Origin of the sequence: Paenibacillus riograndensis SBR5 (assembly GCF_000981585.1) — a bacterium.
Classification (GTDB): Bacteria; Bacillota; Bacilli; order Paenibacillales; family Paenibacillaceae; genus Paenibacillus_AQ; species Paenibacillus_AQ riograndensis.
In genome coordinates this window covers 2,538,563-2,558,100 of the sequence record NZ_LN831776.1, presented here as the reverse complement: position 1 = coordinate 2,558,100, position 19,538 = coordinate 2,538,563, and the positions used below count along the sequence as shown (strand labels likewise).

17 protein-coding genes, 2 pseudogenes and 1 riboswitch are annotated in these 19,538 nt (G+C 56.9%); of the genes and pseudogenes, 1 reads left to right on the top strand and 18 read right to left on the bottom strand.

Annotation, left to right across the window (positions count from 1 at the left end; genetic code table 11):
- Positions 1 to 79: 79 nt before the first annotated feature.
- The 10 genes and pseudogenes from PRIO_RS10335 to PRIO_RS10295 all read right to left on the bottom strand — a co-directional run bounded on the left by PRIO_RS10335 (position 80) and on the right by PRIO_RS10295 (position 9,780).
- Entirely contained in the window at positions 80 to 1,309 is a 1,230-nt protein-coding gene (locus PRIO_RS10335; RefSeq protein WP_046502198.1) for a bifunctional cobalt-precorrin-7 (C(5))-methyltransferase/cobalt-precorrin-6B (C(15))-methyltransferase, read from the bottom strand.
- Positions 1,302 to 2,624, bottom strand: coding sequence for a cobalt-precorrin-5B (C(1))-methyltransferase (locus tag PRIO_RS10330; RefSeq protein ID WP_082118087.1), 1,323 nt, complete (start codon positions 2,622 to 2,624; stop codon positions 1,302 to 1,304). Before PRIO_RS10330 ends, PRIO_RS10335 begins: the two co-directional genes overlap by 8 nt.
- A gap of 52 nt (positions 2,625 to 2,676) precedes the next feature.
- Positions 2,677 to 3,351, bottom strand: a complete 675-nt coding sequence (locus tag PRIO_RS10325; protein ID WP_020432674.1) for a precorrin-8X methylmutase — start codon at positions 3,349 to 3,351, stop codon at positions 2,677 to 2,679.
- Between the two features lie 9 nt (positions 3,352 to 3,360).
- Positions 3,361 to 4,140 carry a precorrin-6A reductase gene (gene cobK / locus PRIO_RS10320; RefSeq protein ID WP_046502195.1) on the bottom strand — a complete coding sequence of 260 codons (780 nt, stop codon included), beginning with the start codon at positions 4,138 to 4,140 and terminating at the stop codon, positions 3,361 to 3,363.
- A 5-nt stretch (positions 4,141 to 4,145) separates the two neighbouring features.
- Positions 4,146 to 5,339: pseudogene (locus tag PRIO_RS36695) on the bottom strand (sirohydrochlorin chelatase); the annotation flags it as partial.
- 132 nt (positions 5,340 to 5,471) lie between these two features.
- Positions 5,472 to 6,689, bottom strand: a pseudogene (gene cobJ / locus PRIO_RS35475) (precorrin-3B C(17)-methyltransferase); the annotation flags it as partial.
- Between the two features lie 326 nt (positions 6,690 to 7,015).
- Positions 7,016 to 7,960, bottom strand: a complete 945-nt coding sequence (locus PRIO_RS10310; RefSeq protein ID WP_231869856.1) for an energy-coupling factor ABC transporter ATP-binding protein — start codon at positions 7,958 to 7,960, stop codon at positions 7,016 to 7,018.
- Positions 7,942 to 8,730 carry a cobalt ECF transporter T component CbiQ gene (gene cbiQ / locus PRIO_RS10305; RefSeq protein WP_046502190.1) on the bottom strand — a complete coding sequence of 263 codons (789 nt, stop codon included), beginning with the start codon at positions 8,728 to 8,730 and terminating at the stop codon, positions 7,942 to 7,944. The genes PRIO_RS10310 and cbiQ overlap by 19 nt, the downstream gene beginning before the upstream one ends.
- Positions 8,714 to 9,010, bottom strand: a complete 297-nt coding sequence (locus PRIO_RS10300) for an energy-coupling factor ABC transporter substrate-binding protein (RefSeq protein ID WP_039790790.1) — start codon at positions 9,008 to 9,010, stop codon at positions 8,714 to 8,716. The genes cbiQ and PRIO_RS10300 overlap by 17 nt, the downstream gene beginning before the upstream one ends.
- A gap of 2 nt (positions 9,011 to 9,012) precedes the next feature.
- Entirely contained in the window at positions 9,013 to 9,780 is a 768-nt protein-coding gene (locus tag PRIO_RS10295) for an energy-coupling factor ABC transporter permease (protein ID WP_020432692.1), read from the bottom strand.
- A 176-nt stretch (positions 9,781 to 9,956) separates the two neighbouring features.
- Positions 9,957 to 10,143: riboswitch (cobalamin riboswitch) on the bottom strand.
- 174 nt (positions 10,144 to 10,317) lie between these two features.
- Between PRIO_RS10295 and PRIO_RS10290 the strand changes: the two genes are divergently transcribed.
- Complete coding sequence (locus tag PRIO_RS10290; RefSeq protein ID WP_020432694.1) at positions 10,318 to 11,265, top strand: ArsR/SmtB family transcription factor; 948 nt, start codon at positions 10,318 to 10,320, stop codon at positions 11,263 to 11,265.
- Positions 11,266 to 11,399: 134 nt separating this feature from the next.
- Here the strand turns inward: PRIO_RS10290 and PRIO_RS10285 are convergent, their stop codons facing one another.
- The 8 genes from PRIO_RS10285 to PRIO_RS10250 all read right to left on the bottom strand — a co-directional run bounded on the left by PRIO_RS10285 (position 11,400) and on the right by PRIO_RS10250 (position 19,363).
- Complete coding sequence (locus PRIO_RS10285; protein ID WP_020432695.1) at positions 11,400 to 11,687, bottom strand: DUF6171 family protein; 288 nt, start codon at positions 11,685 to 11,687, stop codon at positions 11,400 to 11,402.
- Positions 11,688 to 11,702: 15 nt separating this feature from the next.
- The gene (locus PRIO_RS10280; protein ID WP_020432697.1) at positions 11,703 to 13,199 is read right to left on the bottom strand and encodes an alpha-N-arabinofuranosidase; all 1,497 of its coding nucleotides are present in this window, start codon (positions 13,197 to 13,199) and stop codon (positions 11,703 to 11,705) included.
- Between the two features lie 191 nt (positions 13,200 to 13,390).
- On the bottom strand, positions 13,391 to 14,317 hold the full coding sequence (locus PRIO_RS10275) for a 5'-3' exonuclease (protein ID WP_020432700.1): 927 nt from the start codon (positions 14,315 to 14,317) through the stop codon (positions 13,391 to 13,393).
- 52 nt (positions 14,318 to 14,369) lie between these two features.
- The gene (locus PRIO_RS10270; protein ID WP_020432702.1) at positions 14,370 to 15,308 is read right to left on the bottom strand and encodes a sugar phosphate isomerase/epimerase family protein; all 939 of its coding nucleotides are present in this window, start codon (positions 15,306 to 15,308) and stop codon (positions 14,370 to 14,372) included.
- Between the two features lie 22 nt (positions 15,309 to 15,330).
- A complete protein-coding gene (locus PRIO_RS10265) occupies positions 15,331 to 16,146 on the bottom strand; it encodes a carbohydrate ABC transporter permease (RefSeq protein ID WP_046502185.1) in 816 nt (271 codons plus the stop codon).
- A gap of 32 nt (positions 16,147 to 16,178) precedes the next feature.
- Complete coding sequence (locus tag PRIO_RS10260) at positions 16,179 to 17,057, bottom strand: carbohydrate ABC transporter permease (protein WP_020432706.1); 879 nt, start codon at positions 17,055 to 17,057, stop codon at positions 16,179 to 16,181.
- A 1-nt stretch (position 17,058) separates the two neighbouring features.
- On the bottom strand, positions 17,059 to 18,432 hold the full coding sequence (locus PRIO_RS10255; protein WP_046502182.1) for an ABC transporter substrate-binding protein: 1,374 nt from the start codon (positions 18,430 to 18,432) through the stop codon (positions 17,059 to 17,061).
- A 130-nt stretch (positions 18,433 to 18,562) separates the two neighbouring features.
- Complete coding sequence (locus PRIO_RS10250; protein WP_231869943.1) at positions 18,563 to 19,363, bottom strand: HAD-IIA family hydrolase; 801 nt, start codon at positions 19,361 to 19,363, stop codon at positions 18,563 to 18,565.
- Between the last annotated feature and the right edge of the window lie 175 nt (positions 19,364 to 19,538).

The window sequence follows — 19,538 nt, the reverse complement described above, 5'->3', positions numbered from 1 at the left end:
AGGCTAAACCCTTTCTGCCAGCAGCTGGTCACATAGAACAGGAAGGCCGATAGAGTACAAGTAACGGTTAAAATCAAAATCAGTCCGGCCTGCGCCCGCTTACCACGTATACAGGGTTCATCCCCTCAAAACGGGTCATGCCAAGAATCGGCTTGCCCCTTGATGCCTGGAGTTGCGTCACCTCGGTGGCCATCCCGGCAAGCTTCAGCGCCTCCAAGCCCGTATACAGTGTCTCAATTGTAATTGCCCCGATCACTATCCGTCCTTCCGGCCGCAGCCGGTGCGTACAGTGCGCAATAATATGCTGGAGCTCGCCTCCGCTTCCGCCAATGAATACTGCATCCGGGTCCGGCAGCCGTTCCAGGCCTTGCGGCGCTTTGTCACGGATAATCTCAAAATCGGCGCGGAATTCACGGCGGTTAGCCTCCATATTCGGCAGATTCTCTGCGCTTTTTTCGATGGCGTATACCTTGCCACAGCGGGCGATCCGCGCACATTCGGCTGCCACCGCTCCCGAACCGGAGCCAATGTCCCAGACCACCGCTTCTTCAAACAAATTCAGCTCGGACAGGACTAGGGCGCGCACCTCCCGTTTGGTGATCAGACCTTTTTCCGGGCGCCGCTGGCGGAAAGCTTCATCGGGATAGGCAAAACCGCGCCGCACCGCCGCAGTCCCGCTTCCCGGCTTCCACCGCAGAATCACCACATTCAGAGGTGCAAAGTTCCCTTTTTCCAGCTCATCCAGTTCCCAGAACCGGCAGACCTCCTCGCCCCCGCCCAGCCGCTCACAGACAAAGGCTTCATATTCAGTCATTCCGAACTCACGCAAATAAGCGCCGATAACCGCTGGTGTGTTGGTCTCATCGGTGAGCAGGGCGATTTTGTGCTTGCCGTCTATCCGTTGGGCCAATCCCCGGATCGGACGTCCATGCAGACTGACCAGCTCCGCATCCTGCCAGCTGTCCCCAAGCCGGGCAAAAGCAAGCTGGACACTGCTGTAATGCGGAATCACCTCGACATGCTCCGGCCCGAATCTGCGGACAAGATACCCGGCAATCCCAAAGAACAGCGGGTCACCGGATGCCAGCACCACCGCACGCCGCTCCTTCCACACTTCCTCCAGCTTATCGGCAAAAGCCTTCAGACCGTTCTTCAGAACGATCTTTTCCCCTTGATACCCGCCGAAAAAAGACAACTGCCTCTCCCCGCCGAGCAGTACCTCGCTCCTCTGCACCTTGCTTAGACTGTCCGGGGTCAATCCTCCGGCTCCATCCTCACCGATGCCTATAATATAAATAATGTCAGCCACGGATTTCCGCCCTTCCCAGCACCCGGCCCTTCATGGTGACCAGCACCATCTCCACGGTCATGCCTCCATTCATATGCTTCAGACAATGCCTGCAGGCGTGCAGACACAATTGTTCAAAAAACACCCCATTCCCGGCCGCGGTCATCAGATCCGTCACCTGTGAGGCCGTGTTGGCCGCCGCAATCTCCCCCACCAGTTCGTTATCCGCCCCGGACTCAGCCGCGATTTTGGCCAAAAAACTGAAATCCACCGGCGCATTTTTGGAATGGATCAGCATGGCCCCCTGCGCCACCTTCGAAAACTTGCCCGCCATGCCGACTAACGTGATCTTACGGACTCCGAAGGCCTTGGCGTGTTCCAGCGAGAAGCCGACATATTCACCCATCTGGATAAAAGCTTCCTCCGGAAGCTCAGCGAACATCGCCATTGCATACTTCTCACTGCTGCCGCCTGTGGTCAAAATAATCTGCTTGTTCCCCATGGCCGCAGCGACCGAAATCGCCTGTACTACACTGGCCTTGTAGGCTTCCGTGGAGAACGGCGTCACCACGCCGCGCGTGCCCAGAATGGAGATGCCGCCAAGGATGCCAAGCCGCGGATTCAGCGTTTTGAGCGCGATAGCTTCGCCTTCCGGCACACTGATAACCACCCGTACTCCCCGGGCCGCACCATGCTCCTCCAGCACCTCGGACACCGCCTCCAAAATCATGCGCCGCGGCACAGGATTGATCGCCGCTTCTCCGACCGCCACGGGCAATCCCGGCTTCGTAACTCTGCCTACCCCCTTGCCGCCGTCTATCTCTACGCCGGGGCTATCGCGCCAGCTCACAGCAGCCTCAATCCTCGCCTGATGCGTCGCATCCGGGTCATCTCCGGCATCCTTCACTGTTGCACAGACTGCCGTCTCCCTGCCGCTGCGCTGCCCCCCGGTCAGCTTAAACGTATGCCGGAAGCCAGCGGGCAGATCGATCTCCACGCTCGGCGGGGCCTCGCCCGTGACCAGCAGGAGCGCAGCACCTTTGGCGGCTGCGGCAGCGCAGGCGCCTGTGGTGTAGCCACGGCGCAGCGGTGCAGCGGTCCGGCTCTCTCGCAGCTCTGCCGCAGCTTGGCTCCCCTGCGGCTCTGCTACAGCTTGGCTCTCTCGCAGCTCTGCCGCAGCTTGGCTCCCCTGCAGTTCTGCCGCAGCTTGGCTCCCCTGCAGTTCTGCCGCAGCTTGGCTCCCCTGCAGCTCCGATGCAGCTTGGCCCTTGTGTTCAGGCTGCAAATCTCCGCTGTGCTTATAGTCCTGTACACTCTGTGAGTCCTGCTGCTCCATGGCCCGTTTCTCCTCTCTCTGCTGATAAAGGATACATCTCTTTGCTTCTGCTCTATCCGCCCTGATTCTGCGATTCCCCTGCCTGACGGACAGCCAGCAGACTGAGGGCGTTGACTGCCGCAACCACAACCGTACTGCCGCCCTTGCGGCCGATGTTGGTGATGTAAGGGATATCCAGCTTGCGCAGCTCATCCTTAGACTCCGCCGCTGACACAAAACCGACCGGCATGCCGATGATGAGCCCTGGCTGTGCCGCACCTTCTTTGATCAGACGGATCAATTCCAGCAGGGCCGTTGGCGCATTGCCGATCACGTAGATGCCGCCCGGCGCTTCGGCGCAGGCTTTCCGTGTGGCGAGGATGGCCCGGGTTGTTCCCTGTGCCTTAGCCGCCTCCATCACATCGGGATCAGAAATATGCACCCGTACCTCGCCGCCGTATTTATGAATCCGCTCCTTGGCAATCCCGGCCTCGACCATGCGCACATCGGCGATAATGGGCTGCCCCTCCAAAATAGCAGAAATCCCTGCCTCCATCGCCCGGGGATGGAACACCAGACTCCGTCCCAGCTCAAAATCGGCGGATGCATGAATGATCCGCTGCACGACCGGGTACTGTAAGGCGCTAAACTCATGATCGCCCAGCTCGCGGGTAATCATTTGAAAGCTCAGACCTTCTATTTCCTGCGGCTGCACTGTGAGCGGCTTAAAATCCGTCCCAAACTCCATAGCTATCCCTCATTTCTTATTAAAAGCAGTAACTGCGGACACTATCTCTTCAAATGACTCATATACCCTGCCATGCCCTTTATAGAAGGCTTGCGGCCGCGCAATCAAAATAACATATATCCCCATATCGAGCGCGGCGTGCACTTTTTCATCGAGGGAGCCTTCCGCGCCGCTTTCCTTAGTAACCATGACCTGTGTGCCATACTGCCTGTACAATGCTTCGTTCAATTCGCGTGAAAAAGGTCCCTGCAGCGCAATAATATTGCGCTGCTCTATCCCAAGCAAATGGCATTTTTGCATATTTTCCAGACAGGGAAGCAGTCTGACCGTCAGCCGGATCGCAGGGTCACCCAGCAGCGCCTCTGCAAAAATCTCCAAGGTTTTACCGCCTGTAGTCAGCATGACAGAGCCTTTCAGCTGCTTGGCCCTGCGGGCCGCCTCCCCGTAGGAAGACACAACCAGCAACCGTGGATGCGGCTCATATTTGAGGCTGCGCCGCTCATAACGCAAATACGGCAGTTCCAGCGCTTCAGCAGCCCCCATTGCATGGTCATGCGCCTCTTGTGCAAACGGATGGCTGGCATCAATAATGGCGCTGCAGTCCAGCCCGCGCAGACAGGCGATCATCCCTTGCTGGTCCAGCCGGCCGACACGGGTTGTGATGCCAGCTGCTTCAAGCCGCTCCGCAGCGCTGGGCGTCACAACGGAAGCCAGCAGCGGCAGCCGCTCCCGTGACAAGGCCAGCGCCAGCTCACGGGCGTCACTGGTTCCGCACAGCATAAATATCATTGCGGTCAATGCTCCTTAGGAGCACTTGCCGGGTGCACCGCATCCTCCGAATAGGAAGCTTCAGGCTGCGGCGGGACCGGCACCTCTGCGTCTGCAGAGGCCGGTTGGCCGCGGCGCCCGGACTTATGCCCATCATATGCGGTCTGCTCGCCACGCTCCTGATGCCCGCCTTGATGTCCATAGTGCCCATGCCCTTCCTCACCATGACTGTGGTGATCATGATGATCATCGTGATGGTGGTGACCATGATGGTGATGGTGGTGATCATGGTGCGCAGACGCTTCCTCCCGGTACATGCAATTGTCGCAGTTGGCGGCTGTCCGGCCTGCCAGGGTCTCTTCGATCCGCTCCAGCAGCATGTCTGACAACAGCGGATGGGAGCCGAGACAGGTGCCAGCCTCCACTTCAATCTCCGGATGCGCTGCGGCAAAACGGCTCACCGTTTCGTTGAACTGCTTCATCAGCACTCCGGTGAACAATAAATACGGCAGCACGATAATTTTACGTGCGCCGAGAGCCAGGCAGCGCTCCAGCCCTGCGGGCAGCGAAGGCTTGGTGATGGCAATAAAGCAGGCCTCAACGCTTTTGTAGGGAGTTCTCTCCCAGAGGAGGCGGGCCAGCTTGCATAAGTCGCTGTTCGCATCCGGATCACTGCCCCCGCGGCCCATTACAAGCACGATGGTGTCCTCATCCTTTACTTTGGAATAAGGCTTATCCCTAGCAGCAGCTGAGGCCGTTTCCCCAACAGACAACGCAGCGGCAGTCTCCAGCCCGCCAGTATTCTGTTGCCCGGACGAACCCCGCTCCACCAGCAGCGTTTCCTCCAAAGGTTCTCCGGACAGCTCCGGCTGAGCCGCTACCTGGACCGGCTGCGGAACAGCCCCGGCGATCCGGTCCAGCAGAATTTCTACCGCTCTCTCCTGCACTCCGATCGGACGGCCATATACAAACTCCACACCCGGATATTTCAGCTTCGCCTGATCCAGAGCCAGCGGAATATCCAGCTTGGAATGTCCTGCCGCGAACAAAATAATCGGCACAACATAGACCGTCCCGGCTCTGCCCAGCACACATTTGTCAATCCCCTCGGAAATGGAAGGAGCCGACAACTCAATGAAGCAGGTTTCAATGGCAAGCTCCGGCCTGCGGGCAGCAAGCGCCCGGGTGAAATTCCGCAGCTCTTCATTCCCCTCTTCCACACGGCTGCCGTGTCCTACAAGTAATACTGAAGTTATCCCTTGTGCTCTATCATGATTATGGTGCGAGTGCGCGTGCATGTGTTCACAGCGGAGTGCGCTCTCCGCTTGCGGGTAATGTGCTGAAATCCCACTGCCCATCCGCTCAAAAAAAGCATAAAACCGTTCATCCTGACTGCCCTGCGCACAGTATTGCTCAACAACCTCAGTTACAGCGGCCACTGCTTCCTCTTCGCTCATCCCCGCACGGACCTTGCTGCCCGCGTGCGGGGTACGTCCGGTTTTTTTTCCGCCAAGATATAATTCATAGCTGCCCTTGGAATAGACAAGGCCGATATCCTCCAGGACCGCCGAACTGCAGGCCATCCCGCAGCCAGCCACACTGATCTGCAGCTCTCTTGGCACAAGCCGGCCGTTTAACTGTTGATGTAACCGCCGTGCGGCTCCGGCAGCACTCTCTTTTCTCATGCCGCAAAAGCCGCAGGTTTTCACCTTCACCACATTATCCGTGGGATTCAGCGCCGCCAGCGACCAGGGCTCCGAAGAGGTCCGCAGCCGCTCATGCGGCTTCAGTGCCTGCGTATCGGCGCCAAGGCTGTACTTGCGTTCATAGCCGCGCGGTGTAACCATGAGGCCGTCATAAACCATCGTTGCGGAGTTGCCGACGATCACGGTCGACAGCATGCCAATCTCATGGTCCAGCATATCCTGGAGCGTTGTGACAATGGTCTGCTGACGGTCGCGGTAGGCGCTTTTTACAATGCCTACGGGTGTGGAAGGATCGCGGTAGCGGAGCAGGATTTGGCGGGCCTCTTCAATCTGGCGTGTGCGCTTTCCACTGCGCGGATTGTAAAAGGCAATCACGAAGTCCGCGGCCCCCGCCGCCTCCACGCGTGCCGCAATGCTCTCCCAAGGCGTAAGATGGTCGCTCAGGCTGATCGTGCAGGAATCATGCATAATCGGCGCACCCAGCAGCGAAGAACAGGATTGAATAGCCGATACCCCGGGAATCACCTCGACTTCCACCCCCGTAACACGGTCCCAGCCCCGTTCGATCAGCACTTCATAGACCAGTCCCGCCATTCCGTATACCCCTGCGTCACCGCTGGAAATGACGGCGACCGTCTGCCCGGCTTCCGCGCGGCGCACGGCTTCCTGGGCCCGGCTGACCTCTTCGGTCATGCCTGTGCCGACAATCTCCTGCTGCCGCAGCAGCGGCTTAATCAGGTCTACATAAGTGGTGTAGCCGATCACGGCTTCACTCTCTTCCAGGGCTGCCAATGCACGGCCTGTAATATGCTCCAGCCTGCCTGGACCAAAGCCGATAATCAGCAGCTTTCCTTGTTTATTCATTCATGTTCCCCCGTTCGTGTGTAACTCCAACACTGACTCTAAATTGATGCTCATGCTCTAACTGTATGCTCATGCTCTAACTGTATTTGATACAACTAAAGAGTCCTATTTTTGCGCTGAAACCGATTTAATTGCACACTGTACACTTAAAGGGACCGTATTTCAGCTAAAGAAGCCCAAACCGCTATTTTAACTGTACAGAGTACATTTACTTTTAAAAATGCGGGTTTGCACCTCATTTTAACTGCAGCAAATGCACTTACCCTCTAAGCGTCCAACACTAAAAAGTGAGTTCTGCTCTACTATTGCTGACGACCAGCTTCCCCTCATCTCTCCCCCGGGCCTTCGCCCAGCAGACTGCTCAGCGCCGCCTTGAACTCCTCCGCATTCCGGGGAGCTGCGTGCCCCGCCGTTACGCGCGGAGGCAGGCTGTGCCACAGCTCAGCCAGCAGCGGGAGCGCCAGGCCCATCGCCTGCAGCAGCTCCCCGCCGGCAAAAATAGCCTCCGGCGCTCCGGCCGCCCGGCAGACGCCCTGATCGAGGACAATGATCCAGTCCGCCCAGCGGTAGGCGAGATTCATATCATGCGTAGCCATCACCACTGTGGTACCCTTACGGTGTATGCTGTCCAGGCCATCCAGAAGCTGCGCCTCCGACAGCGGGTCCAGATAGGAGGTTGGCTCGTCGAGCAAGATCAGCTCCGGCTCCATCGCTATCACCCCTGCGAGCGCAGTTCGCTTTTTCTGGCCCAGACTGAGCTGATGAATCGGTTTATCCTTCAGCGCGGTAAGGTTAAGCAGTTCCAGCACCGCAGCACACCGTGCCGTTATTTCTGCCTCAGGCATACCGGTGCCCCGCAGCCCAAAAGAAATATCCTCCAGCGGAGTACTCAAAATGAGCTGCTGCTCAGGGTCCTGAAAGACCAGCCCGACTCTGCGCCGCAGAGCGGCAAGCTCCTTTTTGGCATAGGATACGGGCAGTCCCGCTTGCCGGACCGTTCCCGTTTGCGGCCGCAGCAGGCCAACCGCATGCAGGAACAAGGTTGATTTGCCGGAACCGTTATGTCCAAGCAGGGCTGTTTTGCAGCCTCTGGGAATCGCTGCTGTCAGCCCCCGGAGCGCTGGCTCCACCGTGTCCGGATAATGAAATACGACATCCTCGAAGGCTAAACTGTAATCCATATCTATGCCGTTCTCCTTCTCCAGCAGTTCCGATTCCAGACTTCTCACTGAATTGATCTCTGCCATTCTCATCAGGTCCACAGCATCCACAGCTGTGCCGCCGCCAGCAGGACGATTCCCGCATACGCCTCAAAGGCAAACCTTCGGGGCACTTCCCGCCTCACATACGGCGGTAATAGAATCTCCCCGGTAAACCCCCGGGCAGCAAGCCCCTGCGACAGCCCATAGTAACGGTGCATGGTGTTTGCGAACAAGGACGCTGCCATACCTGCAGCCTCCCGCAGCTTGGATCTGAAGCCCCTGCGGCCTCCGCGCAGCCGCCGGGCCAGCAGCAGGCCATGGGCGGCATCGTCCAGCAGGAACAGGAACCGGTACATGACCAGCATCAGCTCCAGCACGATCTGCGGCATCCGCAGCCTGCGGAGCACCTGCAGCAGCTCGCCGAACGGCGTGGTCAACATGATGAACAGGCAGCAGGCCAGACAGGCCGATATCCGCGCCAGCAGCAGCGCTGCCCGCACGCCTCCTGCCCGGGTCATGTACAGAAACTGGGCTGTGCCCGGAATCGGCAGGTACAGGGCGGCCTCCCCGGCTGCCGGACGACCCAGCTCCACCAGCAGTGCCGGCAGGCTGAGGCCGTAGAATAGCAGCGCAGTGCCAAACAACTGTCCGTAGGCGCGCGGCGGGATTTTGGCATATTGCAGGCACCACAGCATCATCCACAGCGTAATGAGAACCTGAAGGGCCGGATGCAGCACATAAGCAAGGGCGAACATGACGGCTGCGAAGAGGCTTTTCCACATCGGGGACACTTGGCTTAGGGCATTGCTGCAGGATATAACATCAATTCTTCTGATCATTCAGCTTCTGCCGGCCTTGTCTCCCCTTCAAAAGACCCAGCGTATAGCCGATCACCCCTGCGCCGATAGCCGCCTGCAGCGCGAATAACATGCTCTCCGTTTCACCCGGCAGCTCAGCCAGCGGCTTGAACCAGGGCTTATATGCAGGGTCAATCTCTGTAATTGCACCCTCTGCCGCATCATCGGCCCCGCCGAACTCCCCGTTCACGAACAGCAGCGGCAGGACCACCAGCAGAACCACCGCGAGCAGCATCAGCAGGTTTTTCCATTTGTTCTTTATCTTCACAGTGTATTTCCTCCCTTGGCTCCCCGTTTAAGCAGGGACAGCTCCTGTGGACTGTAGGCCTTCAGCCAGTTCCATAGCAGCACTGTCAACAGCCCCTCGCTGACCGCCAGCGGAATCTGGGTCACAGCAAAAATACCGCCGAATTTCGCCATGGAAGCCAGCACACCGCCATCCGCAGACGGAAAAGCCACCGCAAGCTGAAAGGAAGTGACCACATAGGTCATCAGATCCGCTACCGCAGCCGCGAAGAATACCGCCAGCTTTTCGCGTTCGCCCAGCCTCATAATCAGCTTATAGACCGCATAACCGGCAAAAGGCCCGGCCACTGCCATGGAGAAGGCGTTCGCGCCAAGCGTGGTGATTCCACCGTGCGCCAGCAGCAGTGCCTGGAACAGCAGCACAATGGAACCGGTCACGCTCATCGGCAGCGGACCCAGCATCACTGCGCCAAGTCCCGTCCCCGTCGGATGAGAGCTGCTTCCCGTAACCGAGGGCATTTTGAGCGCTGAGAGCACAAAGGTGAACGCTCCGGATAAACCCAGCAACAGCTTCAGCTCCGGGTTGTCCCGGGTCATCCTTGTGAGCTTGCGGACGCCCAGGAAAAAGAACGGCAAAAAAGCCGCCCACCAGAACACCGCCCAGCCAACCGGTAAAAATCCCTCCATAATGTGCATTGCTTCCGCCGTACCCGGCTCATTCAGCAGAAGATAAACGGCAAATACGCCGACCAGTACCGTGAAACGCCAATAGCTCCGTTTGTTCATCCTTGCACCTCCTATTTGATTTTCGTGTGCGGCGTCAAACCAAAAACTCCCGCCCCTGGGGGTGGGAGTATCATGTACGTATCCGGATCACAAAGAAAAGGCTGCTTACCCGCCAAAACTAGCGGCACACCCTTATCTCTCAACCCATTCGTACACCGCTCCTATCCGCGTAGAGTCGTGTGTGCGCAAACAAGGTAGGTCTCCTGGCTCGGGATCATCGCTGGCCTTCGTCTTCCCCGGAGCAACCGAGTGACCTGTTGAAAGCTGGCTCTTCCTTACAGTGGCGGGACCGCTCGGGAGTTGCACCCGATTCCCTGTTATCCCTTGATGTGAATCAAAGGCACCTTGTTTCATCGCTAATTCATCCTGTACATCATAGCGGACATGGCATAAGCGTGTCTGTGATAAAAGTGGAGGTGTCCCTGAAAGGCAAGAAGCTTGTAAGAACCTCATTTGAATAATATAATTGTTAACTATACAAGCAGTAACGGCTTTGCCGTCCCCTTATTTTATTAACCTGTACCCGGAGGCTGTCCAATGAAACTGGATCTTACCGAAGAATCCCTGCCTGTCTACGAAGCTTTATCGAGCGCCGTACGTCTCCGCATGCTCCGCCTGCTCGCCGTTCAGCCGATGAATGTCAAGGAGCTGGCAGCGGCAGCCCGGCTCAGCAGCGCGATCATGACGATGCATGTCCGCAAGCTGGAGGCGGCCGGACTGATCCGGACACATATGGCTCCCGGGCGGAGCGGTTTGCAAAAAATCTGCACGCTGGCGGCTGAAGGCGCAGAGATCATTTTCCCCGCTCAAGCCCCGGCGGAACGCAAAAGCCACCGCAAAGAGATACCGGTCGGCCTCTACTCCGACTTTCAGATCGAACCGACCTGCGGTCTGGCAACGGTAGAGAAGGTCATCGGCAATTTCGACGACCCGCGCTACTTCTGGGATCTGGAACGGATGAATGCAGGCATCCTCTGGTTCGGCAAAGGTTATGTCGAATACAAAATCCCCAACTTCCTCCTGTCCAGCGAGCAGCCGGAGGAGCTTGTCATTACAATGGAAATCGCCTCTGAAGCCCCCTCCATCAATAACAATTGGCCTTCGGATATCACCTTTACCTTGAACGGAACGAAGCTGGGCTTCTGGACCAGCCCCGGAGATTACGGAGACAGCAGAGGCAAATATACGCCGTCCTGGTGGCCCGCACTCACGAACCAATACGGGCTGCTCAAGCAGCTGCGGGTTACCCCCAAGGGGACCTTCATGGATGGGCAAAAGCTGTCCGGGGTCACGCTGGATCAAGTGGACATCCGCAGCAAGCAGTGGACGTTCAGACTGTCCGTGGAGGAGGATGCCGAGCATATCGGAGGGCTGACCCTGTTCGGCAAAGGATTCGGCAACTATAACCAGGACATGCTGGTTGAACTGTTCTATACGGAAATATCCGGCATATCCGACAGTCCTGACGCTGCCGGAACACCTTAAACCCGGCTCCATCAGAGGGTTGCAATGAAGAATCCCCGATCTTCCGCTGCGGATCAAGCCAGCGAAGGATCGGGGATTCTGGGTTATACAGAACAGATTGAATTTGAAATCTGTTCTGTGGTCTTCATTGCGGATCAGTTGATTTTGGAGCCGTTAACCGGCTGCCACAGGCCGCCGCCGGGAAGCGGACAGCCGCGCGCCTTCAGCCGGGCAACAACCGGGATGATGCAGCCGCAGGCAGTGCAGGTCACCCCATCCTGGAGCTTGGGGCAGGTACTGCAAAGTGCGATCCGCTCCGCATACACCTGATCTGACGCGGTATTGCCTTCATTGAACATCGATGACGCCAGTATACGGGCGATCTGCGCTTCCGTGACCTTATAATCATCCCGGCAGCCTTTGCAGGCAGAGGTTGTGGCCATAGCGGTTCTCCTTTATCAAGCTTTTGGTGTAATTTCCAGTACTGTTACCGACATGGCCGGCAGCTCGACAGTAACAGTATCCCCTTCCAGCTTAAAGGCTGTGAACGGCTGCGGAACAACCGCTTCCGGTTCGCTGAACGAGTTATGGGCATCAATGGTTGCCCCGGCAAGCGTGGTGCCGGCAATATCCACCGCTTGGCCGGCAAGGCCGCGCAGCTCCAGCGGAAGCACAGCCGCAGACGCATGATTCAGGTTGCACAGGCTGACATGAATCACACCCTCGGCCGTTACCGAAGCCGACGCCGAAACTTCCGGAATCTCCTTGCCGTCAAAGCTGTAAGACCCGCTGTCCAGCGTCAGATCCAGCAGCTCGGCATCCTGATGCACCTTGTACATATTAAATACATGATAGGTCGGAGTCAGCAGCATTTTTTCGCCTTCGGTAAGGATGACGGCCTGCAGCACGTTGATCGTCTGGGCAATGTTCGCCATCCGCACACGGTCGCTGTGCTTGTGGAAAATATTCAGCGTCAGACCGGCAACCAGCGCATCGCGGATCGAGTTCTGCTGGTACAGGAACCCCGGGTTCGTACCCGGCTCCACATCATACCAGGTTCCCCACTCATCGACGATCAGGCCGACTCTTTTCTCCGGATCATATTTGTCCATAATGACGCTGTGGCGGGTGACCAGCTCTTCCATGCGCAGCGCTTTTTCCAGAGTGGTGAAATATTCCGCAGTATCAAAGCCGGTAGCCGCACCTTTGTGCTCCCAAGTGGCGCCGGGAACGGTGTAGTAATGCAGCGTGATGGAGTCCATAAACCGCGTGGCTTCGCGCATCAGCACTTCCATCCATTGATAATCATCCGCATTCGGGCCGCAGGCGATCCGGTGAATCCGGTTGTCCCCGTAGTTGCGCACATACGTCTGGTATTGGCGGTACAAGTCAGCGTAATATTCCGGACGCATATTGCCCCCGCAGCCCCAGTTTTCGTTACCCACGCCAAAATACTTCACAGCCCAAGCCTCTTCCCGGCCGTTCTTGGCCCGCAGCTCAGCCATCGGAGATACGCCGTTAAAGGTCAGGTATTCCACCCATTCTGACATTTCCTGCACCGTTCCGCTGCCCACATTGCCGTTGATGTACGGTTCACATTCCAGCATGGCGCACAGCTCCATGAATTCATGCGTTCCAAAATGGTTGTTCTCCACCGTGCCGCCCCAGTGCGTATTAATCATCCGTTTGCGGCCTTCGCGCGCTCCGATGCCGTCCTTCCAGTGATATTCATCGGCAAAACAGCCGCCCGGCCAGCGCAGCACCGGCACCTTGATCTCCTTAAGCGCTTCCACAACATCATTGCGGATGCCCTTGGTGTTCGGAATCGGAGAGTCCTCCCCTACCCAGATGCCTTCATAAATGCAACGTCCTAAATGCTCGGAAAAATGACCATAAATATTCCGGTTAATCGTTCCCTTGCGGATATCCGTATGAAGCACAACACGCTGAGCCATTTCTATGCCGCCTCTCTTAATTAATATATTCATTAACTACTTAATAATTATATTAACATTATAAAGGGCTTGCTTTGCATCCGTCAACAACAAAAAAACGCTTCCCTGCCGTTGTCGGCTCAGGAAGCGCTTCTGCATAATCCGGTGATTTGTTGTCAGTATTATGGCCCTGCTGAACAGAGAATCTGGTCTTAACCCAGATCCCCCAGCTCAATCTGCACAATCCCCTGTTCATCCTTCACCGGGCCGACAAGATGCAGCAGGCTGCCGAACTCCAGCTCCTGGAATTTGCGTGCGGCTTTCTCCCGCTGCAGCTCCCACAGGCATTCTGTAAGCGTACAGACCACCGGCACATCGCAGCGGATTTCGGCCAGCTCGCGGGACAGATGGAGCATGTCGAGGTCGGCTTCGATTTTGGCCCGCACCCCTTTGGGCAGCAGGTGAAGGTTCTCGATCACGCCTTCCACGGTGCCGTATTCACTCAGCAGCTTCAGCGCCGTCTTTTCCCCGATGCCGCGCACCCCCGGGTAGTTGTCGCTGGTATCGCCCATGAAGCCCTTCAGGTCAATTACCTGGGCCGGGGTAAGCCCTCTTTCCTCCAGCAGCTCCGCCGGATCGTAGACCTTGTAATTGGAGCGGCCTTTTTTCATAATCACGACCTTTACGCTGTCGCTGACCAGCTGCAGCATGTCATGATCCCCGGTCAGAATGTAGACCTCGGATTCCCCGCTGTAGCACGAAGCCAGCGTGCCGATGCAGTCATCCGCTTCATAGCCTGCCAGACCGATATTCGGCACGCCAAGCTCGGCTACTACCTCTTTGACCAGATCGAATTGCGGAATCAGCTCCAGCGGCGCATCAATCCGGTTCGATTTGTAGCCGTCATACTTCTCCGTACGGAAGGTCCCCTTGCCCATATCCCAGCAGCACACTACATGGGAAGGCTCGAACGTGCTGACCGCATCGAAAAAATACTGCAAAAACCCGTACACCGCATTCGTCGGCAGTCCGGCCTTAGTCTTGCGGATATATCCGCCATAGGCGGTCGCATAAAAAGCCCGGAACAGCAGAGCCATTCCGTCAACGATCATTACCCGGCCCTTTGGTTCTGAACTCATTGTGTGTAACACCTGCTTTATTGATATTGGAACATGCATTCCTCTATCAAGTCTACCTTATTCCCGGGACAGGTTCAATGCCATAAACAGCCTGGTATTGCTTCCGTAAATGGTGAAGTCTGGCTGCGGACGGCAGCAGATCTCCGGGATGCCGCAGCTCCAGCACCCAGGCGCCCCTGAAGCCGCCTGCCGTCAGCCCGGCGAGCATCGCCTCCAGCGGCACCTTGCCCTGGCCGAGCCCCAGGTGCTCATCCTGCTCTGCGGCATTGTCGCTGAGATGCAGCGCGATCAGACGGTGCATGGCCTGCTGCAGCATCAGCAGGCAGCGTTCCTTGCCTGCCATCAGGGCATGGCCGCTGTCGAATACCAGGCCTATGCGGGAGGAATCCACCCGCGCGGCCAGCTCCAGCAGCTCTGTGACCTCCGTCCCTAGCAGCCCGGGGTACGGGGGAACATTCTCCAGCGCGATAACTGCCGCAGAACCGGCAGTCTCCGCCAGTATCCGCTGGAGGAAACGCACCACCCGCACCTTGGCCGCTTCCCGCGGATCAACGGCTGCCGCTCCAGCACCTGCCTCGGCCGCTGCCTCTTCCGGCAGCGATGCCGCCCCTGGCTCCGCTGCTGTCCCCTCAGTGCCCGCAGCAGGCAGTTCGCCCGCATGCAGCACCACGTAGCTGCAGCCCAGCACATCGGCAGCACGCAGCGTTTCCAGCAGCAGCGTTTCCGCCTCCGCACGCTGCTGCTCATCCTCTGCCGCCGGATTGCAGCCGGTGATCGGCGCATGGATGCTCCAGCGGATGCCAAGGTCCTCGCCTTTGCGGGCCAGTGAAGCCAACTGGTCTGCCGTCCATTCCAGCAGCTCCCCATGCCTGCCTTCGCACATAATCTCAATGTGCTTCCAGCCCTCAGCGGCCAGTAATTCAATAGCCTCAGCCAGCGGACGGCCGATGTAGACATAAGTAGAGACCGCGCAGTCCTGTAATGACGTCATCCGTACTCCTCCTTGAACAGCTCTATTTAATACCGGAATGCATGAAGCTCTCAATGAACTGGCGCTGGAACACCAGGAAGATCAGCAGCAGCGGCGTGATCACCAGCAGTGTAGCGGCGCTGACCTCCGTCCACTGCACCCCAATCTCGAACGACTGGGCAAAAATCGACAGCCCCACCGTAAGCGGCCGGTTCTCCACCGAATTGGTGATGATCAGCGGCCAGAGAAAGTTATTCCACTGGTAGCTGATCGAGACGAGGGCGAAGGCCACATAGGTGGGACGGGCCAGCGGGAAATAAATTTTCCACAGCACCTGCCATTGGCTGCAGCCCTCGATCAGCGCCGCCTCTTCCAGCTCGGCAGGAATCGTCTTAAATACCTGGCGCAGCAGAAAGATTCCGAACGCCGAAGCCAGAAACGGCAGCATAATGCCCAGCTTGGTGTCGAGCAGCGACAGCTGCTTCAGGACATTGTAGTTGGGGAAGATCAGCACATCGGCGGGGATCATAATCTGCACCAGAAACAGCAGGAACACTATGCTGCTGCCGGCAAAGGCTACACGGGCAAAGGCAAAGGCAGCCATGCTGGCCGTCAGCATCTGCACAGCAAACACGCACACTACAATCAGAATGGTGTTGAGATAATAAGTGGCAAAGGGCGCGGCAGACCAGACCGTAGCGAAGTTGCCCAAAGTGAAGTCCAGTGAGAACAGGCCCGACAGCGCCGCATGACGGGGTCGGAACGCCGTCACCGTCATCCAGAGCAGCGGGATCAGCCAGAAGGCCGCGAGGGCCAGCATCAGTATATTTCCGAGTCTGGATGTAAGTTTGGTTTTCATAGAATTGCCCTCCTTCCGGCAGCCGTGCAAATTTAGTTATAGTGAATTCTCCGGTCCAGGCCAAAAAACTGCACAGCCGCAATCAGCAGCAATACGGCAATCATCACGACCGTCAGCGCAGACGCCATTCCCTGATCCCAATAGCTGAATGCTGTTTCATAAATGTAATAGAGCAGCAGATTACTGGCGTTGTTGGGACCCCCGCGGGTCATGATCATCAGGTGGTCGACAAGCTTGTAGGCGTTGGTGAGCGCTACAATACTTACGAACAGCGTAGTCGGCATCAGCAGCGGGAAAGTGATTTTGCGGAACACGGTGAACCGGCCCACCCCGTCGACATGCGCGGCTTCATACAGCTCTTTGGAGATATTTTGCAGACCGGCGAGGTAAAAAATCATAAAGAATCCCGCTTCCTTCCAGATGATCATCAGGATCATCGCCCACATCACCAGCCCCGGTGTGCCCAGCCAGTTGATATCATTCACCCCGAACCAGGACAGCAGCCTGCTCATAAATCCATACTCCGGTGTATAAATAAAAAGCCAAATGTTAGCCACTGCAATCATGGGGATCAGAGTCGGATAAAAGAATGCTGACCGCATAAAACCCCTGCCGCGCAGCGCCTTGTTGGCGAAGACCGCCATCAAAAGCGCCAGAGCGATTCCGAGTGGAACCGTCCCCAGCGCAAACAGCACATTGTTACTCATAACCTTACGGAAAACCTCGTCCTGAAACATCGTGCGGTAATTCGCCAGGCCCGTGAAGACCGGCTCCGGTGTGGACAGGTCCGCCTGGAACAGGCTCAGCCGCAGCGTCAGCGCAATCGGGTAGAAAGTGAACAACAGCAGGAACAACAGTGAGGGCAGCAGCAGCAGCCAGGCGAACCCGTTTCGTCTCAGACTGGCGTTCATCTTACTTATTAAAAGAAGCCAGAGCCTGGTCCGCATCCTTCTGCGCCTTCTGCAGGGCTTCCGCCGGTGTCAGCTCATTGGTGAGTGCGGCCTGCACGGAGTCACTGAGGATTTTGACAATTCTACCGTTGTTGTGGGTTGATAGTTCAGCAGATGCATATTCCAGCTGGTCCCGGGCAATCAGCGCAGCGGGGAATTCGGCGGCGTAAGCCTTCATCCGCTCGGTTTCATATGCCGATTTCTTCACCGCCACATAGCCGGTATCGATACTCCACTGCGCCGCACGTTCGGTTTCAGTCATGAACTTGACGAATTTCCAGGCTGCTTCCTGCTTCTTTTTGTCGATATCCTTGAAAATATAGAAGTTGCCGCCGCCGGTAGGGCTGCCGTATTGCTTCTGCGCCGGCAGGAAGCTGACACCGAAGTCAAACGACGCATTTTTCTTGACATTGGTCAGGTTGCCGGTGGTATGGTACATCATTGCGGTTTTTCCTTCCAGGAAGTCGGAAGGCACCGTGCTCCAATCGGTTACGCCGCCAGGCATGGCCTTGTGCTTCGCCGCCAGATCGACCCAATACTGCAGACCCTCGACGTTCTCCGGGGTGTTGAACATTACTTTTTTGCCGTCAGGAGTCATCAGATTGTTGCCGTTCTGCAGCGCGAAGGTCTGAAGCATCCAATAGGCGTAACCGGTCACCGGAATCTCCAGCCCCCACTTGCCGTTACCGGCCAGCTTGACCGCGTATTCCTGCATTTCTGCCCACGTTGCAGGCGGCTTCTCCGGGTCCAGTCCGGCAGCCTTGAACATATCCTTGTTGTAATACAGAACGATGGTGCTTCGCTGGAACGGAATACTGTAGGTTTTGCCCTCTGTCTGGGAATTCTCCATAAAAGCGGGGTAGAAGTCAGACAAATAAGTGTCTCCGCCCTCCTGCGCAATGAACTCATCCAGCGGAATAATCGCATCCATATCCAGCAGGCTGAACAGCTCTGTGGACTGCAATACCGCTACATCGGGCGGCTGCTTCGATTGGACTCCGGCTTGGGTTTTGACCGCTGTATCGGCATAGCTGCCGGTGTATACCGGCTTAACCACAATGTCCGGGTTCTCCTTCATAAAATCCGCAGTCATCGCTTCAATCGTAGCCGTCAGCGGCCCTCCGACAGCAATCGGGTAATAGTAGGTCAGCTCCGTTTTGGTTCCGCTGGCCGCCGGTGCGGCTGCGGCTTCACCAGTCCCGGTGCCGCTGCTATTGCCAGCGGCGTTATTGTTGTTTGTGTTCGTGTTCGTGTTTGAGTTTGTGTTGCTGCCGCAGCCTGCCAATACCGACATTCCCAGTGCAGCCGCCATTACCATTACATTTACTTTACGCATCCCTGTGATCTCCTCCATTATCTATTCATAAGTAGCAGGAAGACCGGCAGCCCTCTGCGGACGGCAGATCCTCTTGCTTTGGCAAACATGGGAATCCCTTAGTGATCCTGTTGTTCATTGCCCTCTACATTCAGGACAGGCGCAAATGATCCTGCAGCATCTCGGACATTGAGGTCCAGATATGATCCGGCATGGCCGAATATTGCTCCAGGTCTTCTCTCGCAGTCACCCCGGTCAGCACCAATGCCGTGTTGATGCCGTGGCTCAGGCCAAACCGGATATCTGTATCCATCCGGTCCCCGACCATGAGACAGTTCTCCCGGCGGGTCCCGCTCTGCTCCAGCACCTTTTCCGCATAATAGGCGGATGGCTTGCCGATAATCTCTTGCACAGTACCGCAGCTGGCTGCCTCAATGGCCTTGACCATAGCCCAGGTATCGGGGAGCAGGTCGCCCACTACCGGACAATTCGGATCAGGATTTGCGGCAATCAGATATGCACCCGCCCGGACAGCCTTCATCGCCCGGTGCAGCTTCTCATAATCGAAATCGCGGTCCATTCCCACCAGCACATGCGTGGCCTCCATCGGTTCATCGGTGAGTACCGTGCCTCCGCCGGCGACCTCATATTTCAGCGCCTGCTCCCCAATCACCAGCACCTGCGGCCTGCGGTTCATTCCCTGCATTTCCCGGAAATATGCCGCAGATACCGAAGCCGCAGTCACCACTTCCTCCGTCCGGGCTTCAACCCCCATCAGCCTTAGCCGGTTCCGGCATTCTTCCCGGGTCCGAATGGTGGTGTTGCTCAGGAACAGCACCTGTTTCCCCTGCTCCCTTAAATACTGCAGTGTCTGCCTCACTCCCGGCAGCAGCAGGTCACCAATAAAAATGGTGCCGTCCAAATCAAAAAAATACGTCTCGTATGCAAGCACATCCTGCAATGGGAAAGCAGCCTCCTTAATGGAAACAAACCAAAAAACCCTATATCCAGCTCAATAAGCGGGCATGCTGAATCCGCCGTGTACATGAGCTGCATAAGGGTTTTCTCTTCGTCTCCGACCCTTGATTATGAAATTGAATGGTGTTAACTTACGCTTACTTCTTCAC

Bases quoted from the DNA above. Each gene is read 5' to 3' on its own strand.
- PRIO_RS10290 (WP_020432694.1), top strand. From the start codon at position 10,318: ATGAAACTGGATCTTACCGAAGAATCCCTGCCTGTCTACGAAGCTTTA.
- PRIO_RS10275 (WP_020432700.1), bottom strand. From the start codon at position 14,317: ATGAGTTCAGAACCAAAGGGCCGGGTAATGATCGTTGACGGAATGGCT.
- PRIO_RS10285 (WP_020432695.1), bottom strand. From the start codon at position 11,687: ATGGCCACAACCTCTGCCTGCAAAGGCTGCCGGGATGATTATAAGGTC.
- PRIO_RS10325 (WP_020432674.1), bottom strand. From the start codon at position 3,351: ATGGAGTTTGGGACGGATTTTAAGCCGCTCACAGTGCAGCCGCAGGAA.
- PRIO_RS10255 (WP_046502182.1), bottom strand. From the start codon at position 18,432: ATGCGTAAAGTAAATGTAATGGTAATGGCGGCTGCACTGGGAATGTCG.
- PRIO_RS10280 (WP_020432697.1), bottom strand. From the start codon at position 13,199: ATGGCTCAGCGTGTTGTGCTTCATACGGATATCCGCAAGGGAACGATT.
- PRIO_RS10270 (WP_020432702.1), bottom strand. From the start codon at position 15,308: ATGACGTCATTACAGGACTGCGCGGTCTCTACTTATGTCTACATCGGC.
- PRIO_RS10295 (WP_020432692.1), bottom strand. From the start codon at position 9,780: ATGAACAAACGGAGCTATTGGCGTTTCACGGTACTGGTCGGCGTATTT.
- PRIO_RS10260 (WP_020432706.1), bottom strand. From the start codon at position 17,057: ATGAACGCCAGTCTGAGACGAAACGGGTTCGCCTGGCTGCTGCTGCTG.
- cobK (WP_046502195.1), bottom strand. From the start codon at position 4,140: ATGATATTTATGCTGTGCGGAACCAGTGACGCCCGTGAGCTGGCGCTG.
- cbiQ (WP_046502190.1), bottom strand. From the start codon at position 8,730: ATGATCAGAAGAATTGATGTTATATCCTGCAGCAATGCCCTAAGCCAA.
- PRIO_RS10265 (WP_046502185.1), bottom strand. From the start codon at position 16,146: ATGAAAACCAAACTTACATCCAGACTCGGAAATATACTGATGCTGGCC.
- PRIO_RS10330 (WP_082118087.1), bottom strand. From the start codon at position 2,624: ATGGAGCAGCAGGACTCACAGAGTGTACAGGACTATAAGCACAGCGGA.